Source organism: Kocuria sp. UCD-OTCP, assembly GCF_000349605.1.
GTDB classification, from domain to species: Bacteria; Actinomycetota; Actinomycetes; order Actinomycetales; family Micrococcaceae; genus Kocuria; species Kocuria rosea.
Window position 1 is genome coordinate 84,830 of record NZ_KB714684.1, and the last position, 16,406, is coordinate 101,235.

The window sequence follows — 16,406 nt, forward strand, 5'->3', positions numbered from 1 at the left end:
TCACTGGTAGTGGACGTAGCGCCGGGAGAGGCGGAACTGCGCCAGGGTGACGAGCATGATGAGCACCATGAGCACCAGGCCGATGGCGGACGCCTTGCCGAACTCCAGCTGCTGGAACGCCGTCTGGTAGACGACCATCACGGCGGAGCGGGTCGAGTCCCCGGGGCCGCCGCGGGTGAGCACGTAGGGCTGGTCGAAGACCTGCAGCGCCGTGATGATCGCCGTCACGGACGCGACCAGGAGGGTCGGGCTGACGAGGGGCAGGGTCACGTTGCGGAACTTGGACCAGCCCTTGGCGCCGTCGAGGTCGGCCGCCTCGTAGAGCTCCTTGGGGATGGATGCGATCCCGCCGAGCAGGATCAGGAACGTGAAGCCGAAGTTCTGCCACACGTAAACGAGCACCACCACGAGCGAGGCCCCGGTCGTGGTGGTCAGCCAGGGCACCGCGGGCAGGCCGACATTGGTGAGGAGCCAGTTCACGACGCCGAACTGCTCGTTGAACATGTAGCGCATGAAGATCGAGACGCTGGCCGCGGAGAGGATGAGCGGGAAGAAGAACGTGGAGCGGAAGAACAGCCGCAACCAGCTCGGCATCTTCCCCTGCACCAGCACCGCGAGGGTCATCGCGAGGGACAGCTGCAGAGCCACCGCGACCACCACGAACACGATCGTGTTGAGGAAGGAGACCCGCACGGTCCGATCCGTGACGAGCTCGGTGAAGTTGCGCAGCCCCACGAACTCGGGCGCGGAGATGATGTCCCACTGGAAGAAGGCCAGCACCACGGAGGCCAGGATGGGCAGCACCGTGAAGACGCCCATCCCGATGACGGTGGGGGCCAGGAAGACGACGGTCATCCACCTCTCGGCCCGGGAGCGGGTCCGCCGCGGCTGCGGCGCCGGTGCGGAGACCGTGGTCCGGGCGACGTCCGGTGCCGGTGCGATGGTGGTCATGAGTCCTCCCCGAGGATGAGAGCGAGTTCGGTGTCGAGCCGGTCGAGGGCCGAGGTCATCTGGCCGGCGCCGCCGCCCATGGCGACCGCCACGTTCTTCATGAGCGCGGACTCGACGGCGGCCTGCTGCGGCGGGGCGGGGATGGGACCGGTGCTGGGGAAGCGGTCCAGCGTGTCGTAGAAGACCTGCCAGTGCTCGGGACCGGTCCCGCGGTAGAAGTCCGCGGTGACCATGGAGCGCCGGCTCGGCGTGGTGTTCGGGTGGGGGGTGGCCAGCTGCATCGACTCCTTGCGGGCCGTGAACTTGATCCACTCCCACGCCTGGTCCTTGCGCTCCGAGGTCTTCATCAGCGCGTAGCCGGCGCCGCCGAACTGGTGCCGCTGCGTGCGCCAGCGCGGGAAGAACTGCACGTCGAAGGCCTCCGGCCCCATCCCGGCCTCGTTCAGCCCCTGCGCCCAGTAGCCGCCGGCCGGGGTGGCGCCCACGCGGTTGGAGGCGAACAGGCCGATCAGGGCGTTGCCGCCGCCCTCCTCGGGGCGCACGCCGAGGCCCTCCTGCACGAGCTCCCGCAGGTAGTCGAACGTCTCCGTGACCCGCTCGTCCCGGACGTTGGAGCCCGTCCACAGGTAGCCGCCGCTGCGGTCGGCACCCGCCGGGTGGTCCCCGTAGAAGCCGTTCCACAGCCATCCGCCGCCCGGCGCCTTCTCCTCGGTGAGGAAGCTGGTGCCGTTGGCGTAGAGCCAGGGGACCACGCCGCCGAACAGGCGGTTGGTCCAGTAGTAGGGGCGGAAGGAGCCCTCGTTGGAGCGCTGCATGGCGCGCATGAGCCCCGTGAAGTCGTCCTTGGTCCAGTCGTCGGCGGGCCGCTCCGCCCCGGCCCGGCGCAGCGCCGCCGTGTTGAGGTACATGTTGGCCGCGTTGAACTCCAGCGGCAGCTGGTACAGGTTCCCCTTGTACATGAAGGCCTCCACGAGGCTGGGGTGCACGTCGCGGAAGTACTCCCCCATCGTGGCGGCGTCCCGCTGGACGAAGCTGTCCAGGGGCACCGCGAGCCGGTCGGCGAACAGCTGGGTGCCCTCCGTGGCCACGTACACCAGGTCCGGCGCCTGGCCGGCCGCGACCATGGTGAGGATCTTGGAGAAGAAGTCCCCCCAGTCGGCGCTCTGGACGGCCTGGATCCGCACCGGGATGTCCGGGTGCTCGGCCCGGAACTCGTCCACCAGCTGCTGGCGCTTCGCGGCGTCCTGGGACGTGCCCTGGATCGCCACCGTCAGGACGTCCTCCCCGCGACCGGGGATGTCGGAGGCGGTCAGGCGCGGCCACGCCCCGACGGTGGCCCCGGCCAGGGCGACGCCCCCGACCCCCAGTAGCGCGCGACGGGTCATGCTGCTCGCTGCAGTCATCCGCGTGTCCTCACTCTGCTGAACTAACACGTGTCAGGTTCCTGACACGTGTTAGGAGACTAGAGATATCCGGGGCGAGGTGTCAAGGATCACAGTGCGGGGCCGTCACAAGACCGCATCGGGGCCCGTCCGGAACGGCGAGCACTCAGGAGACGAGTGCCGCCGCTCCGGGGCCGGTGAGCTCCTCCGGGCCGACCGGGCGCCCGGACACCGCCAGCAGCAGCGCGAGGACGCCGCCGCGCACCTCCGGGCCGGTCCCGGCGTCGAGGTCGGCGTCGGTGGCCACGAGCCGCAGGCCCGCCGCCCGCTCCTTCCCGCCGCCGAGCTTCGTGCTGGTCCGCAGCTGGTGGCGCAGGGCCTCGGCGACCGGCCCGGCCGGACGGTCCCGGGTGAGCGAGAGCGGGCGCCGGATGTCCTCCCCGTGCACGAACGCCTCCACCAGCCGGGTGGCCGGCGCCGCCGGCGCGCTCGTGGTGCGGCCGCTCACTGCGCGGAACGCGGCCAGGGTGTCCCGCGGGTCGGCACGACGCTCCCGCGCGACGCCGCAGGCGTTGCAGCGGTCGAAGTCGAAGCGGGCGGCCGCGAGGCGGCGGAGGAAGCCCAGGCGCGTGGTCCGCGCGTCGTCGACGAGGTGGGCCAGGACGTCGTGGACGTCCCAGCCGGGGCACAGCGAGGGGGTCGCCCACCGCTGCGCCGGGAGGTCCTCCAGATCCCGGATCAGCGCCCGGCGCTCGGCGTGGACCACGGGCCAGATCTCGGTCATGGGGACTCCTCGGTGCTCGGGCGCCCGGCGTGCTCGGGGCGGTGGGGTCAGGGGCGGACCCGCACCCGGGCCAGTTCGCGGGTCAGGCGCAGGTCCCACCCGGTGCCGAGGACGACGACGAGCAGTGCCGCGGTGAGGGGCTCCGGCTGCTGCAGCACCACCGCCAGGGCGACCAGTGCCGCGGTGAGCACGGCGGTCGCGGTGCGCGTCATGGTCCGGGTGGTCGTCTGCGTCATCGGTTCTCCCTGGGTGGTCTGGGGCGTGCTCCGGGGCCGAGCCTGGCACGGCAGGCTGTGCCGGAGCTGTCACCGCGACCGGCGGTGCCTGGGCGTCGGCTCAGGTCGACGGTGCCGCCGGCAGCCGCAGCAGGAACGTGGTGGTCGGGGCGGACTCGAGGGTGAGGCTGCCGCCGAGGGACTCGGCGAGCTCGGCGGCGACCGTCAGTCCGATGCCCTCGCCCCCCTCCCCGGTGCTGACGTGGCGGTCGAAGATGCCCTGGTCCGCGGGTCGGTCCCCCTCGTCCTGGACCGTGATCGCCCAGTGCGTGCGGGCATCCCTGGCCCGTACGCGCACGACTCCGCGGCCGTGCCGCAGGGCGTTGTGGATGAGCACGTCCAGGATCTGCTGCAGCAGCCCGGGATGCGTGCGGACGCGGGCGGGACGCGGTGCCATCGCCGTGACGGTGCGGCCCGCCGCACCGGCCTGCCGGTCCCAGCGCTCGGCGGTCTCGGCGGTGAGCAGCGCCAGGTCCACGGGCACCGGTCGCTCCAGACGGCGGCCGCGGGAGTGCTCCAGCAGCTCGGTCACGGTCCCGCTGAGCCGGTCCAGCTCTCCCAGCGCCCGGTCGAGCTGCTCGGACACCGCGGGGGCGGTCTCGGGCCAGTAGGTGAGGTCCTCGAGCTCCAGGCGCAGGGCGGTGAGCGGGGTCCGCAGCTGGTGGGAGGCGTTGGCCGCGAACTGCCGCTCGCGGTGCAGGAGGGCCTCGAGCTGCCGGGAGCTGGTCTGCAGCGCCACCCCGATGGCCCGGGCCTCGGGCAGCGTGGAGTCCATCGGCGGCAGGCTGAAGGTCCCGTCCCCCAGCCGGCGGGCGGCGTCGGCCAGCTGCTGGAAGGGCCGCGCCAGCCCGCGGGCCAGCACCACCGCGGCGAGGACGGCCAGGACCACGACCCCCAGGCCGATGAGCACGATCGGCATCACGGCATCGGTGATCCGCTCGCTCACCGCCGCACCGGAGCGGGTCAGCTCCAGGGCGCTGCCGTCCGGCAGCCGCCGGGTCGCCACCACGTCCGCGGCGTGGCCCTCGGCCTCGCCCGCCGACGCCAGCACCCGGCCGTCCGCAGCCCGGTGGACCAGGACCTCTCCGTCGTGCACGAGGGCGTCAAGGTCCTCGTCGACGGGTCCACCGCCGCGCGAGCGCTCCGTGAGCACGGCTGCGATCAGGTCCGCGGAACGCTCGGTCTGCTGGACCACGGTGGTCTGCGCCTGCTCGGCCACCATGTAGGCCCGCGGGCCGCCGTACAGGACGATCACGGCGATCGCCAGACCGACGAGCGCCGTGACCAGCCGGTCACGCATCCGGCGGGCCGTCCTCGAGCCGGAAGCCGATCCCGCGCACGGTGACGATCTGGGCCGGCGCCCCGGAGTCGGCCAGCTTGTGCCGCAGCCTGGCCACGGTGACGTCGAGGGTCTTGGTGGAGCCGAACCAGTTCTCGTCCCACACCCGGTCCATGAGGTGCTCCCGCGTGACCACGTCCCCGCGGACACCGTCCAGTTCGGCCAGCACGTCGAACTCCTTGGCGGTGACCGGCAGGACCGCGTCCGCCACGAAGGCCTGCCGGGACCGCGGGTCCACCCGCAGCCCCGGGGCGGTCTGCGGCTGCGGCACGGGAGCGGTGGACGGGCCGATCTGCCGGCGCAGCAGCGCCCGGACGCGGGCCAGCAGCTCGGCCAGGCTGAAGGGCTTGGCCATGTAGTCGTCGGCGCCCACGTCGAGGCCGACCACCCGGTCGATCTCCGAGCCGCGCGCGGTGAGGATGAGCACGGCCCCGGTGTAGCCGTCCTCGCGGGCCTGCCGGCACACGTCCAGTCCGTCCCCGTCCGGCAGCCCGAGGTCGAGGACCACCAGCGGGAACCGCCCGGTGGCGGCGCTCGCGAGGGCGGCCTGGCCGGTGCTCACCCGCTCCACGGCGTACTGCTCCCGCTCGAGGGCGCGGGTCAGGGGGAGGGCGATGCCGTCGTCGTCCTCCACCAGGAGGATGCTGGGGACCATTGCAAAAGCATATCCATTCTCATGGGACTGCCCGGTGTCCCGCGTCATGTTTCGGCCGCAGGCCCACCAGGACGACGACGGCGCCCGCCATCGCCGCTGTTCCCGTCACCGTGAGGCCGGTCCGTGCGCCCGCGTGACCGAGCCCGGGCAGGCCGAGCGCCGCCAGCAGGCCCTCCCCGAAGAGCACGAGCGCCGCCACGAGCACCAGGGTGAAGCGGGCCGCGAAGCAGCCGCGGAGCCGGAGGCGCACGGCGCCCACGACGCCCAGTGCGGCGCCGGCGAGGAGCAGCACGCTCAGATAGGCGGCCTCGTCCCGGATGAGCACGGCCTGGACGACGAGGACTGCGGCGAGCAGCACCGCGGCCACGGCGGTGGCCCGGCGGGCGCGCGGACGGCGCATCAGAAGTCCCCGTCCGCGGCGCCGGTCTCGTTGACCGCTGCCGACGACACGGCCTTGCCGGCGAGGTCCTTGACGGCGGTGCTGGGCGTCCAGGCCATCGTCGGCGTGCTGTTCGTGCTCGGCGTGCCGCCGCCCGTCCTCTGGCCCAGTGTCACGGTGATCACCGTGCGCGGACGGCCGTCGACGACGACCGCCCCCGCCGTCATGGTGGCGTCGAACCGGGCGCTCGTCGAGACAGAGAGGTAGTCGGCGCCCAGGTTCACGGAGCCCACGGAATCGGTCCGGGCGGAGCCGGCCACGGTGATGCTGCTGTCGGAGAACCAGCCGCTCTGCATGTTCAGCGCGGTCGCCAGTGCGCTGCCGTCCCACCCGGTGCTGATCGTGTTCAGGTCCACGAGGTGGCTGTAGGTGTAGGTGATCGTGTCCCCGGCGTCCATCGTGCCGGCCCTGCCCCCGTTGGCGGCCTGGACGTCCACGCCGCGGACCACGGTGTTGAGCACGTGCCGTTCGGGAACGGACGCCGAGGCGGTCTCCCGCCCCTTGCTGTCCACCAGGACCGCGCGGAGGTCGTAGGCGCCGTCTGCCACACCGGTCGTGGTCCAGGCGCAGCTGTACGGCGCGGTGGTGTCGGTGCACACCGTGCTCCAGGTGGTCGTGCCGGCGGGGGCGTACTGGAAGCGGACCGCCTGCACCCCCGCGGTGGAGGCAGCGGTCGCGCTCAGCGTGGTGCCGCCGGACAAGTAGGTCTTCGGGGCGGCCAGGGTGACGGTGCTGACCGGGTTCTCGACCTCCCGGTTCGCGACCACCGCGGAGGTGGTGGCGTTGCCGGCGCGGTCGGTCGCGACCGCCCGGAGGTCGTAGCGGCCGTCGGACAGCTGCCGGGTGTCGTAGCGGCAGGAGTAGGGGGCGGCGGTCGCGGTGCACAGGTCCCGGTAGGTGCTCGAGCCGCTCGGGGCGTACTGGAGGACCACCTTCTGCACACCGGTGCCGGGGTCGGCCGCGGTGGCCTCGAAGGTCCGGGTGCCGCCGAGGAGCGTGCCGGGATCGATCATCGTCACGACGGGCCCGGTGTTGTCCACCACGGTGGTCGCCACGGCGGAGACCGCCGAGTACCCGGCCCGGTCGGTCGCCACGGAGCGCAGCGCGTAGGAGCCGTCCACGACACCGGGGGTGCTCCACGTGCAGCGGTAGGGGGCCGAGGCGGTGGTGCACACCGTGCGCCACTCGCCTCCGGAGGCCGAGCGGTACTGGACCGCGACGGTGTCGATCCCCGTCTCGGCGTCTGCGGCGGACGCGGTGAGGACGACCGAGCCCGCCAGGATTGCGCCCGGAGGGGTGAGGGACGTGGTGGGCGGGGTCCAGTCCGCGGCGGCCCGGACGGTGCCCTGCGGGTTGGCCGAGCGGCTCGTGAAGGACGCGGAGGAGAACTCGGCGGTGCTGCTGAGGCCCAGGAGCAGACCGAGCAGGACGACGAGAACGGCGGTCGCGGCGGTTCGTGCGTTCATGGCGATCAGTGGCTCCCGGGGCGTGAGTCGAGGTCGGTGTGGGCGAGGACCGGGTGGTCGGTTCCCACGCTAGAGAGCCGGTGGCAACAGCCGGGGAACAGAGGCCGCTCGCAGTTCCACAGTTCGGCAACACCTCCGCGGCACGGCATACGGCATGCCGTGCCGCCGCGGGTCAGACCGCGGCGGCGGTCCTCCGGCCCGGGACAGGGCGTCTCGGCGGGCCGTCGAGGCGCTTCCGCGCCGTGGCGGCAGACAGCTGGAGGGTCTCGGTTCGGGGCCGGGGCCGGCGCAGGACCTGCACGACCTCGATCGCGCAGCGGAGGGCGATGAGCCCGGCCGGCACGCCGATGACGAGCTGCCGGACCTGCGGGTCGGACAGGGCGATGAACACCCAGCCGAGGTGGGGGACGGCGTGGTCCAGACGGGCCTGGTTGGGCCCGGGCAGCTGGAAGGTCCACGGGTCGGCGTCGGCGTTGGCGTCGCCCTGGGTCCGGAACACTGGCCCGCTCTCGGACTCCTCGACGGTGAGGATGCGGTGGGTGACCAGTTCGGTGAGCCCGGAGTCCGGCGGGGGCAGGTAGGTGATGACGTCGCCGACGGCCAGGTCCGCCACCGGCACCGCGCTCTCGATGGCCAAGGTGCCCTTCTCGAAGGTCCCGGACATCGACGCGCCGGTGATGACGTAGCGCTCGTAGCCCAGCGCACCGGGCACGAGCATGGCCAGGGCCAGGGCCAGCACCACGAGTGCCGCCAGGTTCAGCAGCACCCGGGAGGCGGTCCGGGCCGCGATCCGCACAGCACGCACGGTGTCCTCCTGCTGCGGGCGCACGCCCGCGGTCGTGTCGAACGAAGACGGCGGGGCCCGCCCGTCAGGGCCGGCCCCGCCGGACGGGTCACTGGTCGGTGGTGGTGCCCGCGGCCTGCACCGCATCCCAGCTGTAGGTGGCCGTGGCGGTCTTGCCCTGCTCGGTGTTGTCGGCCTCCGAGTCGAGGGTGACGCTGAAGACGAACGTCTTCGCCTGACCCGGAGCCCAGTCGCCCAGCGCCAGCGGGCCGGCGGCGGTGAGCTCGCCGAAGGTACCGGTCCACACCGGCGCGGTGGAGCCGGACTCGGTGATCGTGAGCCGGAGGTTGGACTTCGTGGTGAAGCCGTTGGTCGCGGTCTCCGTGAGCTTGAAGCCGGCGCCGAGAGAGCCGGAGTTCTTGATGGTGACCGAGCCGTTGAGGGTGTCGCCGGGCTTCATGTTGTCGAGATCGAACACCGCACTGTTGGCCTTGGAGTTCGTCTGGGTCAGCGAGCCGGTGCTGAAGGCGTTGGACGAGTTCACCGAGTTGGAGGTGAAGTCCGCCCCGGAGCCCACGGCGAGCGCGGCGGCGGCGGCGAGGCCGGCGAGGGGGACGAGGACGCGGTAGCGGCGGGGGCGGGAGACGGCGGCGACGGCGGTGGCGGTCATGGGAGGAGCCCTTCGTTCGGTGGTGCGCTGCGGTGGGTTGTTGACTCCAAAACTACGGAGCGCCGTTCCACCGCCCGGCCACGTATTTGCCTCCGCAAAGCCCCAGTTCCACCACGTCCGGCACCTGGCACGTCCATTTTCTACAGCCGGGTAACACACAGGGGCGCAGAACGTCCCCTTGGGCGGGCAGCTCCGGGGACAACCGTCGTCGTCGACTACCGGACGTGCTCGCGCAGGAAGGCGACCGCGCGCTCCCAGGCCGCGGCCGCGGCGTCGGGGCGGTGGTTCGTCCGGTTCCGGTCGTTGTGGAAGGCGTGCGGGGCGTCGTAGTAGTGGAACTCGACCACGGGTGCGGAGGACTCGCGGCGGAGCTGCTCCTCGAGGGCCTGCGCCTTCTCGACCGGGTAGGACGAGTCCTCGCGGCCGTAGTGGCCCTGCACCGCCGCGCGCACCCCGTGGCAGGCGTCCGGCACGCCCTGGCCGACGCCGTAGAACGGCACCGCGGCGCCGATCCGCCCGCCCTGGTCGGCGGCGAGTGCCAGGACGAACCCGCCGCCCATGCAGAAGCCGATCGCCCCCGCCGTGGAGCTGGTGACGGCCTCGTGGCCGAGCAGGAAGTCGACGGAGCCGGCGAGCAGCCGCACGCCCTCCTCCTCGGGCAGTCGGGACATCATCTCGGCGGCCTCCTCGCCGTCGTGGGTGATGGACCCGCCGTAGAGGTCGGGGGCCAGGGCCACGAAGCCCTCGGCGGCGAGCCGGTCCGCGACGTCCCGGATGTGGTCGGTGAGCCCCCACCACTCCTGGATCACGAGCACGCCGGGGCCGCGGCCGGCGGCCGGCAGCGCCAGGTAGCCGTGGGCCCGGCCCCCGGCCGAGGGGAAGGTGACGTTCTGGTGCGGGGTGGTCTCCACTGCGGTGCTCCTTCGGGTCGGGGCTGCGTCGGGCCAGTGTAGGCAGGAGTGTGGACAGGCGATTGCCCGTCACGGGCCGGTGCGGGATCCCCCGCCGTGTTTGCTTTCGTACACTTCAGTGTGGGCCGCGTGACGGCCTGATCCAGCACAGAAGCCAGGAACCATGCACCAGCCCGGTGGCGCCACGCCGCAGCGGGGAGCGTCGCCCCGGACCCGCGACGAGCACGCCGCCGCCGCGCGCCTCCCGCGGTCCCCGAGCGGACGGACGCCGCAGTGGGTGCTCGAGGAGGCGCTGGAGCAGCAGCGCGAGGCCTTGCTGGGCCCGGGCGCGCGCCGGCGCCGGGACCGGCGCGCCGCCCGGGCGGCCAGGGCATCCGCCCGCCGCTGGGCGAGGGCGCCGCGCAGGCGCAGCCCGGCGTGGCGGGGGACCCCGGCCGTGGGCGTCGTGGTGCTGCTGATGCTCTGGTTCACGCCCGGGCTCTTCCAGGACTACGCGCTGCCGGTCATCCGCCCCTACCTGCCGAACGCGTCGGCGCCCCCGCCCGGGGTCGGGGCCGCACCGGCGCCGCTGGGGGCGCCCCCGGCGGTCGAGGACGTCGGCGGCCACCGCTTCATGGACTCCCCGGACCCCGCCCAGCCGATGGTCGCCTACGACCCGTGCCGTCCGGTGCACTACGTCGTGCGCCCGGACGGCGCCCCGCCGGGCGGCCGGCAGCTCGTCGAGGAGGCGGTCGCCGAGATCTCCGCGGCCACCGGTCTGCGGTTCGTCCCCGTGGGGACGACGACGGAGGCGCCCGCCGAGCAGCGCGCGCCCTATCAGCCGGACCGGTACGGCCGGCAGTGGGCGCCCGTGCTCATCGCGTGGTCCGACGAGGCCGAGGTGCCGGGGCTGGCCGGCAACGTGGTGGGCCTCGGCGGCAGCACGGCCCGGCAGGCGCCCGGAGGGCCGTTCGCCTACGTCACCGGTCAGGTCGCCCTCGACGCCCCCGGTCTGGCGCCGGTGCTGGAGCACCCGGACGGGGCGGCCCACGTCCGCGCGACCATCATCCACGAGCTGGCGCACGTGGTGGGGCTCGCCCACGTCGACGACCCCACCCAGATGATGCACCCGGCGGGCGGGGCCACGGTGCTCTCGGCCGGGGACCGGGCCGGCCTGGCGAAGCTGGGCGCCGCGCCGTGCGTGCCGCGGCTCTGACCCGGACCGCGCCGGCATACCGCCCGGATCCGGAGCGGAGCCGCAGGTCGGAGCACGGTGGGCGGACGCCCGGTGGGTGAACGACCGGCGCGGCGTCGTTCGCCGACATGTTCCCCGGACGCCACCGTCCGGCCACGCCCCGGTCCTACGCTCGGCGCATGCGCAGAGTCCCAGCAGCAGCCGCCGCACTGGCCGCGGCCGTCCTCCTCACCTCCACGCCGGGGGCGCTCGCCCACAGCGGCGATCCGGGCCGCGGGCCCGCCGGCGCGCCCGTGCTCGAGCAGCGCGCCACCCTCTCCGCCGACCACCTCGCCGAGGGCCCTCCCTCCGGGGCGGCGGCCACGCCGGCGAACGGCCGCACCGGCCCCTTCGGCGGCCAGGTGATCCCGGGTTTCTCCGCCATGGTCGACAACGGCGACGGCACGTTCTGGGCCATGCCGGACAACGGATTCGGCAACCAGGAGAACTCCGCCGACTTCCTGCTGCGGCTCTACCGCATCGCCCCGCAGTGGGAGACCGCCGAGGGCGGGAGCGGCGAGATCGAGGTCCAGGACCACGTGTCGCTGCGGGACCCGCACCACCGGATCCCCTTCCCCGTGGTGCACGAGGACACCGAGGAGCGGCTGCTGACCGGCAACGACTTCGACGTCGAGTCCGTGGTCCGCCAGCCGGACGGCACCTTCTGGATCGGCGAGGAGTTCGGGCCCTTCCTGCTGCACGTGGACGCCGAGGGCGTGGTGCTCGAGGAGCCCGTGCCGCTGGCCGACGTCCGCGACGGCGGGACGGGCACGCTCGAGTCGCCGCAGAGCCCCTACCTCGAGGACGGGGAGCGGCCCGCCGTCGGCGCCAGCAAGGGCTTCGAGGCCATGGCGGGCTCGCGGAACGGCCGCTACCTCTACCCGATCCTGGAGGGCGCCCTCGCCGACGACGACGATCCGCGCCGCCGGCTGGTCCTGGAGTTCGACACGAGGACGCGGGAGTACACCGGCCGCACGTGGGACTACGAGACGGACACCGACGCCAACCTCGTGGGCGACGCGTTCCTGACGGGTCAGAACCGGCTCCTGGTCCTCGAGCGCGACGACCTCGACGGCCCCGCGGCGGTCACCAAGCGCGTCTACGCCGTCGACCTTCGCCGCACGGACGACTCGGGTCACCTCGAGAAGGAGCTGGTGGCCGACCTGCTCGCCATCGACAACCCGGCCGGCATCGGCACCGGGACCTCCCCCGGCGCCTACGGCGTGGGCGAGCAGTTCTCCTTCCCCCAGCAGTCGGTCGAGGTGGTCCTGCAGCTGCGGGACGGCCGCCTGCTGGTCGGCAACGACAACAACTACCCGGGCAACGACGCCCGCGTCCCGGGCACCCCGGACGACACCGAGCTCTTCGTGCTGGACCGCGAGCGCCTCGAGCCCGCGGCCGGGACGGGCCCCGGGGTGATCGGTCACCGCGGCGCCTCCGGCTACCGCCCCGAGCACACGCTGGCCTCCTACCAGCTCGCCATCACCCAGTGCGCCGACGTCGTCGAACCCGACCTCGTCCCCACGAAGGACGGCGAGCTCGTGGCGCGGCACGAGAACGAGATCGGCGGCACCACGGACGTCGAGGACCGCCCGGAGTTCGCCGAGCGGCGCACCACCAAGGTGGTCGACGGCGCCGAGGTCACCGGCTGGTTCACCGAGGACTTCACGCTGGCCGAGCTGCGCACCCTGCGCGCGGAGGAGCGCATCCCGGAGCTGCGCCCGGGCGGCACCGCCTTCGACGGCCTGTACCCGGTCCCGACCTTCGAGGAGGTCGTGGACCTCGCCCGCCGCTCGCGCACCTGCGACGGCGAGCCGGTGGGGATCGCGCCCGAGCTCAAGCACCCCACGTACTTCGACTCGATCGGCCTGTCCCTGGAGGAGAGGACGGTCGAGGTGCTCGAGGCCAACGGCTACGGCGACGAGGCGGACCCGGTGGTCCTCCAGAGCTTCGAGACCGCCAACCTGCGCGAGCTCGACGGGATGACCGACGTGCGCCTCGCCCAGCTGGTCGACTGCTCGGGCGCGCCGTTCGACCTCGCTACCGCCGGCGATCCGCGCGGCTACGCGGACCTCACGACGGCGGAGGGTCTGGCGGAGATCGCGTCCTACGCCGACATCCTCGGCGCCTGCAAGGACGTCATGATCCCGCGGGAGACTGACGACACCCTCGGCGAGCCGACGGCCGTGATCGCCGACGCCCACGCCGCGGGTCTCGAGGTCCACGGCTGGACCTTCCGGGCGGAGAACTTCTTCCTCCCCGCCGAGCACCGCGCCGGCGCCGATCCGCGGGCGCACGGCGACCTGGCGGGGGAGATCAGGGCCTTCGTGGAGGCCGGCATGGACGGACTCTTCTCCGACCACCCGGACCACGCGGCGGCGGCCCTCGAGGACCTGTCCTGACGACCCGTTCCGGCGCCCTGTCCTGACGCCGGCGTTCCAGGGGCCGCCCGGGCCGCACCGGGCGGCCCCTGCGCGGCCCGGCCCGTCACCGGCGGCGCTCGGCCCCGTCGTCGGCGGGAGCCCTGGTGCGAAGCCGGGAGAACCCGACGAGGACCGAGGCCGTCGCCGTAATCGCCACCGCGAGCACCGCGATCCACACCGCCACGGACCCGTAGCCGCCGGCCGCCTCGTGCGGGTCCAGGAACGGATAGGGGTACCACCACGGGTTGCCGGTGCCCTCGTCCAGCACGAACGGCGCCCGCACCAGGGTGTAGACGGCCCACAGCACCGGATAGACCACGATCCCGCCGACCGTCCGCCACCGGACCGGGCTCCGCCCCGGGGCGAGCAGCCAGTCCAGCAGCGCGTAGACCGGGACGATCGTGTGCAGCACCTCGTTGGCCCACGGCTGCTCCAGGGCCGCCTCCTGCGGCAGAGCGCGCAGCAGCGCGTTGTAGACCACCCCGGTGGTGACGGTGTACGTCGTGGCCGCGGCGCGCAGGGCCCCGAACCACGGCGGGTCGGCGCCCCGCCGGGCGAGCAGCGACCACGCGCCGAACCCGAACACCACGGCGTGGAACAGCGACGTCTGGATGGTGAAGTAGCTGAAGAAGTTGGCGACGTCGACCGCGATGGCCCGGTCCCCGCGCTCGATCCAGAACCGCAGGTACGCCTGCAGCCGCCCGGCCACGGCCACGACCAGGGCCAGGCCCATCAGCACGCGGGCCGCGGCGAAGCACCGTCTCATGTCTGCCTTCCTCCGGTGCCGCAATCTACCCCGAACGGCTGACCTGCGAGAATAGGGGTCCCGACACCACCGGCCGGAGCGGAGGGAACACCGTGCGCAGGTTCGAGCCACCGCAGCCCCGTGCCCGGCAGACGGCGCTCGTCCCGCTCGCGGTCGCCCTGGGCGTCCTGACCGGCTGCACACCGCAGGCCGTGGAGGCCACCTCCCCCGCCGCACGGGCGCTCGCGGCACTGCCCGTCGAGAACGCCGGCGGCGGAGAGGACTACGACCGGCTCGCCCAGTTCGGGGACTGGGCCGATCCCGATGGCAACGGCTGCGACGCCCGCAACGACGTCCTGGCCCGGGACCTGACCGGTGACGTCCTCCACGACGACGGGTGCAGGGTCCTCTCCGGGACCCTCGAGGACCCCTACACCGGGCGGACGATCGAGTTCGTCCGCGGACCGCTGACCTCCGCCGACGTGCAGATCGACCACGTGGTGGCGCTGAAGAACGCGTGGATCTCCGGGGCCGATCGGCTCACCCAGGAGGAGCGCACGGCCCTGGCCAACGACCCGCTCAACCTGCGGGCCGTGGACGGGCCGACCAACGGGGAGAAGTCCGCCTCCGACGCCGCCGAGTGGCTGCCGCCGAACGAGTCGTTCCGGTGCGTGTACGTGGCCACCCAGATCGCGGTCAAGACCCGCTACGAGCTGTTCGTGACGACCCCCGAACGGGACGCCATGGCGGACGTGCTGGCCGGGTGCCCGGACCAGGACCTGCCCACCGACGTCCCGCCCGCCGGGAACGCCGCCGCGGGACCGTCACCGGCGGAGGAGGTTTACTACGCCGACTGCGCCGCGGTCCGCGCCGCGGGTGCGGCGCCCCTGCGCTCGGACCAGCCCGGCTACCGGCCGGAGCTGGACCGGGGCGGGGCCGAGGGCCTGGCCTGCGAGTGACGGCGGGAACCGAGATGCGGCGCGGCGGCGCTCTTCAAGCGCCGGTGGGTGCGGGCGGGTCCGGCGGCACAGCCCCGGGGAGCGAGGCTGGTCGGGCGGGCGCTTCCGGGGCGCGGGGGTCGGGGAACCAGATCTGGATCAGGGCCCAGCCCACCGCGGTCAGCGGCACGGCCAGCACGGCCCCGGCGATGCCGGAGAGGATCCCGCCGGCGGCCAGGGCGAGCAGCACCACCAGCGGGTGCAGGCTCAGGGCCCGGCCCAGCACCATCGGCTGGAGCACCCNGCCGGAGAGGATCCCGCCGGCGGCCAGGGCGAGCAGCACCACCAGCGGGTGCAGGCTCAGGGCCCGGCCCAGCACCATCGGCTGGAGCACCCGGCCGTCGAGCTGGTTGATGGCCACCACCACCGCCACGACGACCAGCGCCACCACGGGGCCGTTGGCGACCAGGGCCACCAGAGCCGCGACACCCCCGATCAGGGCGGCCCCCACGATGGGGATGAAGCCGCCCAGGAAGATCAGCACCGACAGGGGCAGGGCCAGGGGCACCCCCAGCACCAGCAGGGTGGCCCCGATGACCACCGCCTCCAGCAGCGCCACCACCGCGGTGCCGCGCACATAGCCCCCCAGCACGTGCAGGGTCGTGCTGCCCGAGGTGAGGAGCTTCTCCAGGGTCTCGCCGTGGAAACGACGCAGGAAGAACGCCCAGATCCTGGACCCGTCCTGGAGGAAGAAGTAGAGGATGACGGCCACCAGCACCGTCCCGGTGACCACCTGGGTGGCCGCGGAGATGCCCAGCAGCGCCCCGGCGCCGAACTGGGGGCTGGCCATGAAGTCCACGACCGCGGTGATGGCCTCGTCCAGGGCCTGCTGGCCGACAGGCACCGGCCCGGCCACGATGAACTCCCGCAGCCGTTCCAGCCCGCCCACCGCGGAGGCCACCAGTTCGTTCCATTCGTTGCGCACCGCGAAGACCATGCCGGTGACCACCCCGCCCAGGAGCACGATCGCCGCCAGGAACACGATCCAGGTCGCCAGCGCCCCGGGCACGCCCCGCCGGTGCAAGAGGGCCACGACCGGGTGCAGCGCAGCGGCCAGGATCAGTGCGACCAGCAGCGGGATCACCAGCAGCTTGAGCTGGATCAGCCCGTAGACCACCACCGCCCCCGCGCTCAGCAGCACCAGCCCCTGCAGGGCCCGGGTGGTCGCCCTCCCCAGCGGATCCGCCCACAGGTCACGGGTGCGCGAGGCGTTGGAGTGCCGTGGACGCGTCATCGGTATCGGTCTCCCTCCGGTCATGCTGCTGACCTGGGTTCAGAATGCGCCCACCGAGCCGTGGATACCAGGACCACGGACCGTTCGAGACCCGGGTGCCCCGATGCAGCCACCGCCCCCGCACAGGTCACCGCGCC

General features: G+C 73.5%; 16 protein-coding genes. 3 read left to right on the forward strand and 13 right to left on the reverse strand.

All coding sequences use genetic code 11. The features are described from left to right. The 11 genes from H488_RS35130 to H488_RS35180 all read right to left on the reverse strand — a co-directional run bounded on the left by H488_RS35130 (position 1) and on the right by H488_RS35180 (position 9,656). Complete coding sequence (locus H488_RS35130; RefSeq protein WP_017834957.1) at positions 1-951, reverse strand: carbohydrate ABC transporter permease; 951 nt, start codon at positions 949-951, stop codon at positions 1-3. After that, entirely contained in the window at positions 948-2,354 is a 1,407-nt protein-coding gene (locus tag H488_RS35135) for an extracellular solute-binding protein (protein WP_031283819.1), read from the reverse strand. The genes H488_RS35130 and H488_RS35135 overlap by 4 nt, the downstream gene beginning before the upstream one ends. 145 nt (positions 2,355-2,499) lie before the next feature. Further along, complete coding sequence (locus H488_RS35140) at positions 2,500-3,117, reverse strand: maleylpyruvate isomerase family mycothiol-dependent enzyme (protein WP_017834959.1); 618 nt, start codon at positions 3,115-3,117, stop codon at positions 2,500-2,502. Between the two features lie 47 nt (positions 3,118-3,164). Beyond that, positions 3,165-3,353, reverse strand: a complete 189-nt coding sequence (locus tag H488_RS35145) for a hypothetical protein (protein WP_017834960.1) — start codon at positions 3,351-3,353, stop codon at positions 3,165-3,167. 100 nt (positions 3,354-3,453) lie between these two features. Next, entirely contained in the window at positions 3,454-4,692 is a 1,239-nt protein-coding gene (locus H488_RS35150) for a sensor histidine kinase (protein WP_017834961.1), read from the reverse strand. Beyond that, positions 4,685-5,386: a response regulator transcription factor gene (locus tag H488_RS35155; protein ID WP_017834962.1), complete on the reverse strand. Its 702-nt coding sequence runs from the start codon at positions 5,384-5,386 to the stop codon at positions 4,685-4,687. The genes H488_RS35150 and H488_RS35155 overlap by 8 nt, the downstream gene beginning before the upstream one ends. A gap of 19 nt (positions 5,387-5,405) precedes the next feature. Continuing rightward, entirely contained in the window at positions 5,406-5,786 is a 381-nt protein-coding gene (locus H488_RS35160) for a hypothetical protein (protein WP_017834963.1), read from the reverse strand. Next, complete coding sequence (locus tag H488_RS35165) at positions 5,786-7,291, reverse strand: Ig-like domain-containing protein (protein ID WP_017834964.1); 1,506 nt, start codon at positions 7,289-7,291, stop codon at positions 5,786-5,788. Before H488_RS35165 ends, H488_RS35160 begins: the two co-directional genes overlap by 1 nt. 172 nt (positions 7,292-7,463) lie before the next feature. Continuing rightward, the gene (locus H488_RS35170; protein ID WP_237740480.1) at positions 7,464-8,096 is read right to left on the reverse strand and encodes a signal peptidase I; all 633 of its coding nucleotides are present in this window, start codon (positions 8,094-8,096) and stop codon (positions 7,464-7,466) included. Between the two features lie 88 nt (positions 8,097-8,184). Further along, positions 8,185-8,745, reverse strand: coding sequence for a TasA family protein (locus H488_RS35175; protein WP_017834966.1), 561 nt, complete (start codon positions 8,743-8,745; stop codon positions 8,185-8,187). A gap of 215 nt (positions 8,746-8,960) precedes the next feature. Then, the gene (locus H488_RS35180; protein WP_017834967.1) at positions 8,961-9,656 is read right to left on the reverse strand and encodes a dienelactone hydrolase family protein; all 696 of its coding nucleotides are present in this window, start codon (positions 9,654-9,656) and stop codon (positions 8,961-8,963) included. A 163-nt stretch (positions 9,657-9,819) separates the two neighbouring features. Here H488_RS35180 and H488_RS35185 point away from each other — a divergent pair, with 163 nt between their 5' ends. Together H488_RS35185 and H488_RS35190 are read left to right on the forward strand one after the other, a co-directional pair. Then, positions 9,820-10,851 carry a hypothetical protein gene (locus H488_RS35185; RefSeq protein ID WP_081994238.1) on the forward strand — a complete coding sequence of 344 codons (1,032 nt, stop codon included), beginning with the start codon at positions 9,820-9,822 and terminating at the stop codon, positions 10,849-10,851. A gap of 158 nt (positions 10,852-11,009) precedes the next feature. Continuing rightward, positions 11,010-13,271 carry an esterase-like activity of phytase family protein gene (locus H488_RS35190; RefSeq protein ID WP_031283824.1) on the forward strand — a complete coding sequence of 754 codons (2,262 nt, stop codon included), beginning with the start codon at positions 11,010-11,012 and terminating at the stop codon, positions 13,269-13,271. An 85-nt stretch (positions 13,272-13,356) separates the two neighbouring features. On the opposite strand, the gene H488_RS35195 is transcribed toward H488_RS35190, so the two are convergent. Continuing rightward, on the reverse strand, positions 13,357-14,058 hold the full coding sequence (locus H488_RS35195; protein ID WP_017834968.1) for a Pr6Pr family membrane protein: 702 nt from the start codon (positions 14,056-14,058) through the stop codon (positions 13,357-13,359). A gap of 92 nt (positions 14,059-14,150) precedes the next feature. Here H488_RS35195 and H488_RS35200 point away from each other — a divergent pair, with 92 nt between their 5' ends. After that, the gene (locus H488_RS35200) at positions 14,151-14,996 is read left to right on the forward strand and encodes a GmrSD restriction endonuclease domain-containing protein (RefSeq protein ID WP_017834969.1); all 846 of its coding nucleotides are present in this window, start codon (positions 14,151-14,153) and stop codon (positions 14,994-14,996) included. 34 nt (positions 14,997-15,030) lie between these two features. Here H488_RS35200 and H488_RS35205 read toward each other — a convergent pair whose 3' ends face one another. Further along, on the reverse strand, positions 15,031-16,293 hold the full coding sequence (locus H488_RS35205) for an AI-2E family transporter (protein WP_441295107.1): 1,263 nt from the start codon (positions 16,291-16,293) through the stop codon (positions 15,031-15,033). Positions 16,294-16,406 lie beyond the last annotated feature (113 nt).

Excerpts from the sequence above, each read along its gene's own strand:
- H488_RS35130 (WP_017834957.1), bottom strand. The coding sequence starts at position 951 with ATGACCACCATCGCACCGGCACCGGACGTCGCCCGGACCACGGTCTCC.
- H488_RS35140 (WP_017834959.1), bottom strand. The coding sequence starts at position 3,117 with ATGACCGAGATCTGGCCCGTGGTCCACGCCGAGCGCCGGGCGCTGATC.
- H488_RS35145 (WP_017834960.1), bottom strand. The coding sequence starts at position 3,353 with ATGACGCAGACGACCACCCGGACCATGACGCGCACCGCGACCGCCGTG.
- H488_RS35175 (WP_017834966.1), bottom strand. The coding sequence starts at position 8,745 with ATGACCGCCACCGCCGTCGCCGCCGTCTCCCGCCCCCGCCGCTACCGC.
- H488_RS35150 (WP_017834961.1), bottom strand. The coding sequence starts at position 4,692 with ATGCGTGACCGGCTGGTCACGGCGCTCGTCGGTCTGGCGATCGCCGTG.
- H488_RS35165 (WP_017834964.1), bottom strand. The coding sequence starts at position 7,291 with ATGAACGCACGAACCGCCGCGACCGCCGTTCTCGTCGTCCTGCTCGGT.
- H488_RS35195 (WP_017834968.1), bottom strand. The coding sequence starts at position 14,058 with ATGAGACGGTGCTTCGCCGCGGCCCGCGTGCTGATGGGCCTGGCCCTG.
- H488_RS35185 (WP_081994238.1), top strand. The coding sequence starts at position 9,820 with ATGCACCAGCCCGGTGGCGCCACGCCGCAGCGGGGAGCGTCGCCCCGG.
- H488_RS35160 (WP_017834963.1), bottom strand. The coding sequence starts at position 5,786 with ATGCGCCGTCCGCGCGCCCGCCGGGCCACCGCCGTGGCCGCGGTGCTG.
- H488_RS35155 (WP_017834962.1), bottom strand. The coding sequence starts at position 5,386 with ATGGTCCCCAGCATCCTCCTGGTGGAGGACGACGACGGCATCGCCCTC.
- H488_RS35190 (WP_031283824.1), top strand. The coding sequence starts at position 11,010 with ATGCGCAGAGTCCCAGCAGCAGCCGCCGCACTGGCCGCGGCCGTCCTC.
- H488_RS35135 (WP_031283819.1), bottom strand. The coding sequence starts at position 2,354 with ATGACTGCAGCGAGCAGCATGACCCGTCGCGCGCTACTGGGGGTCGGG.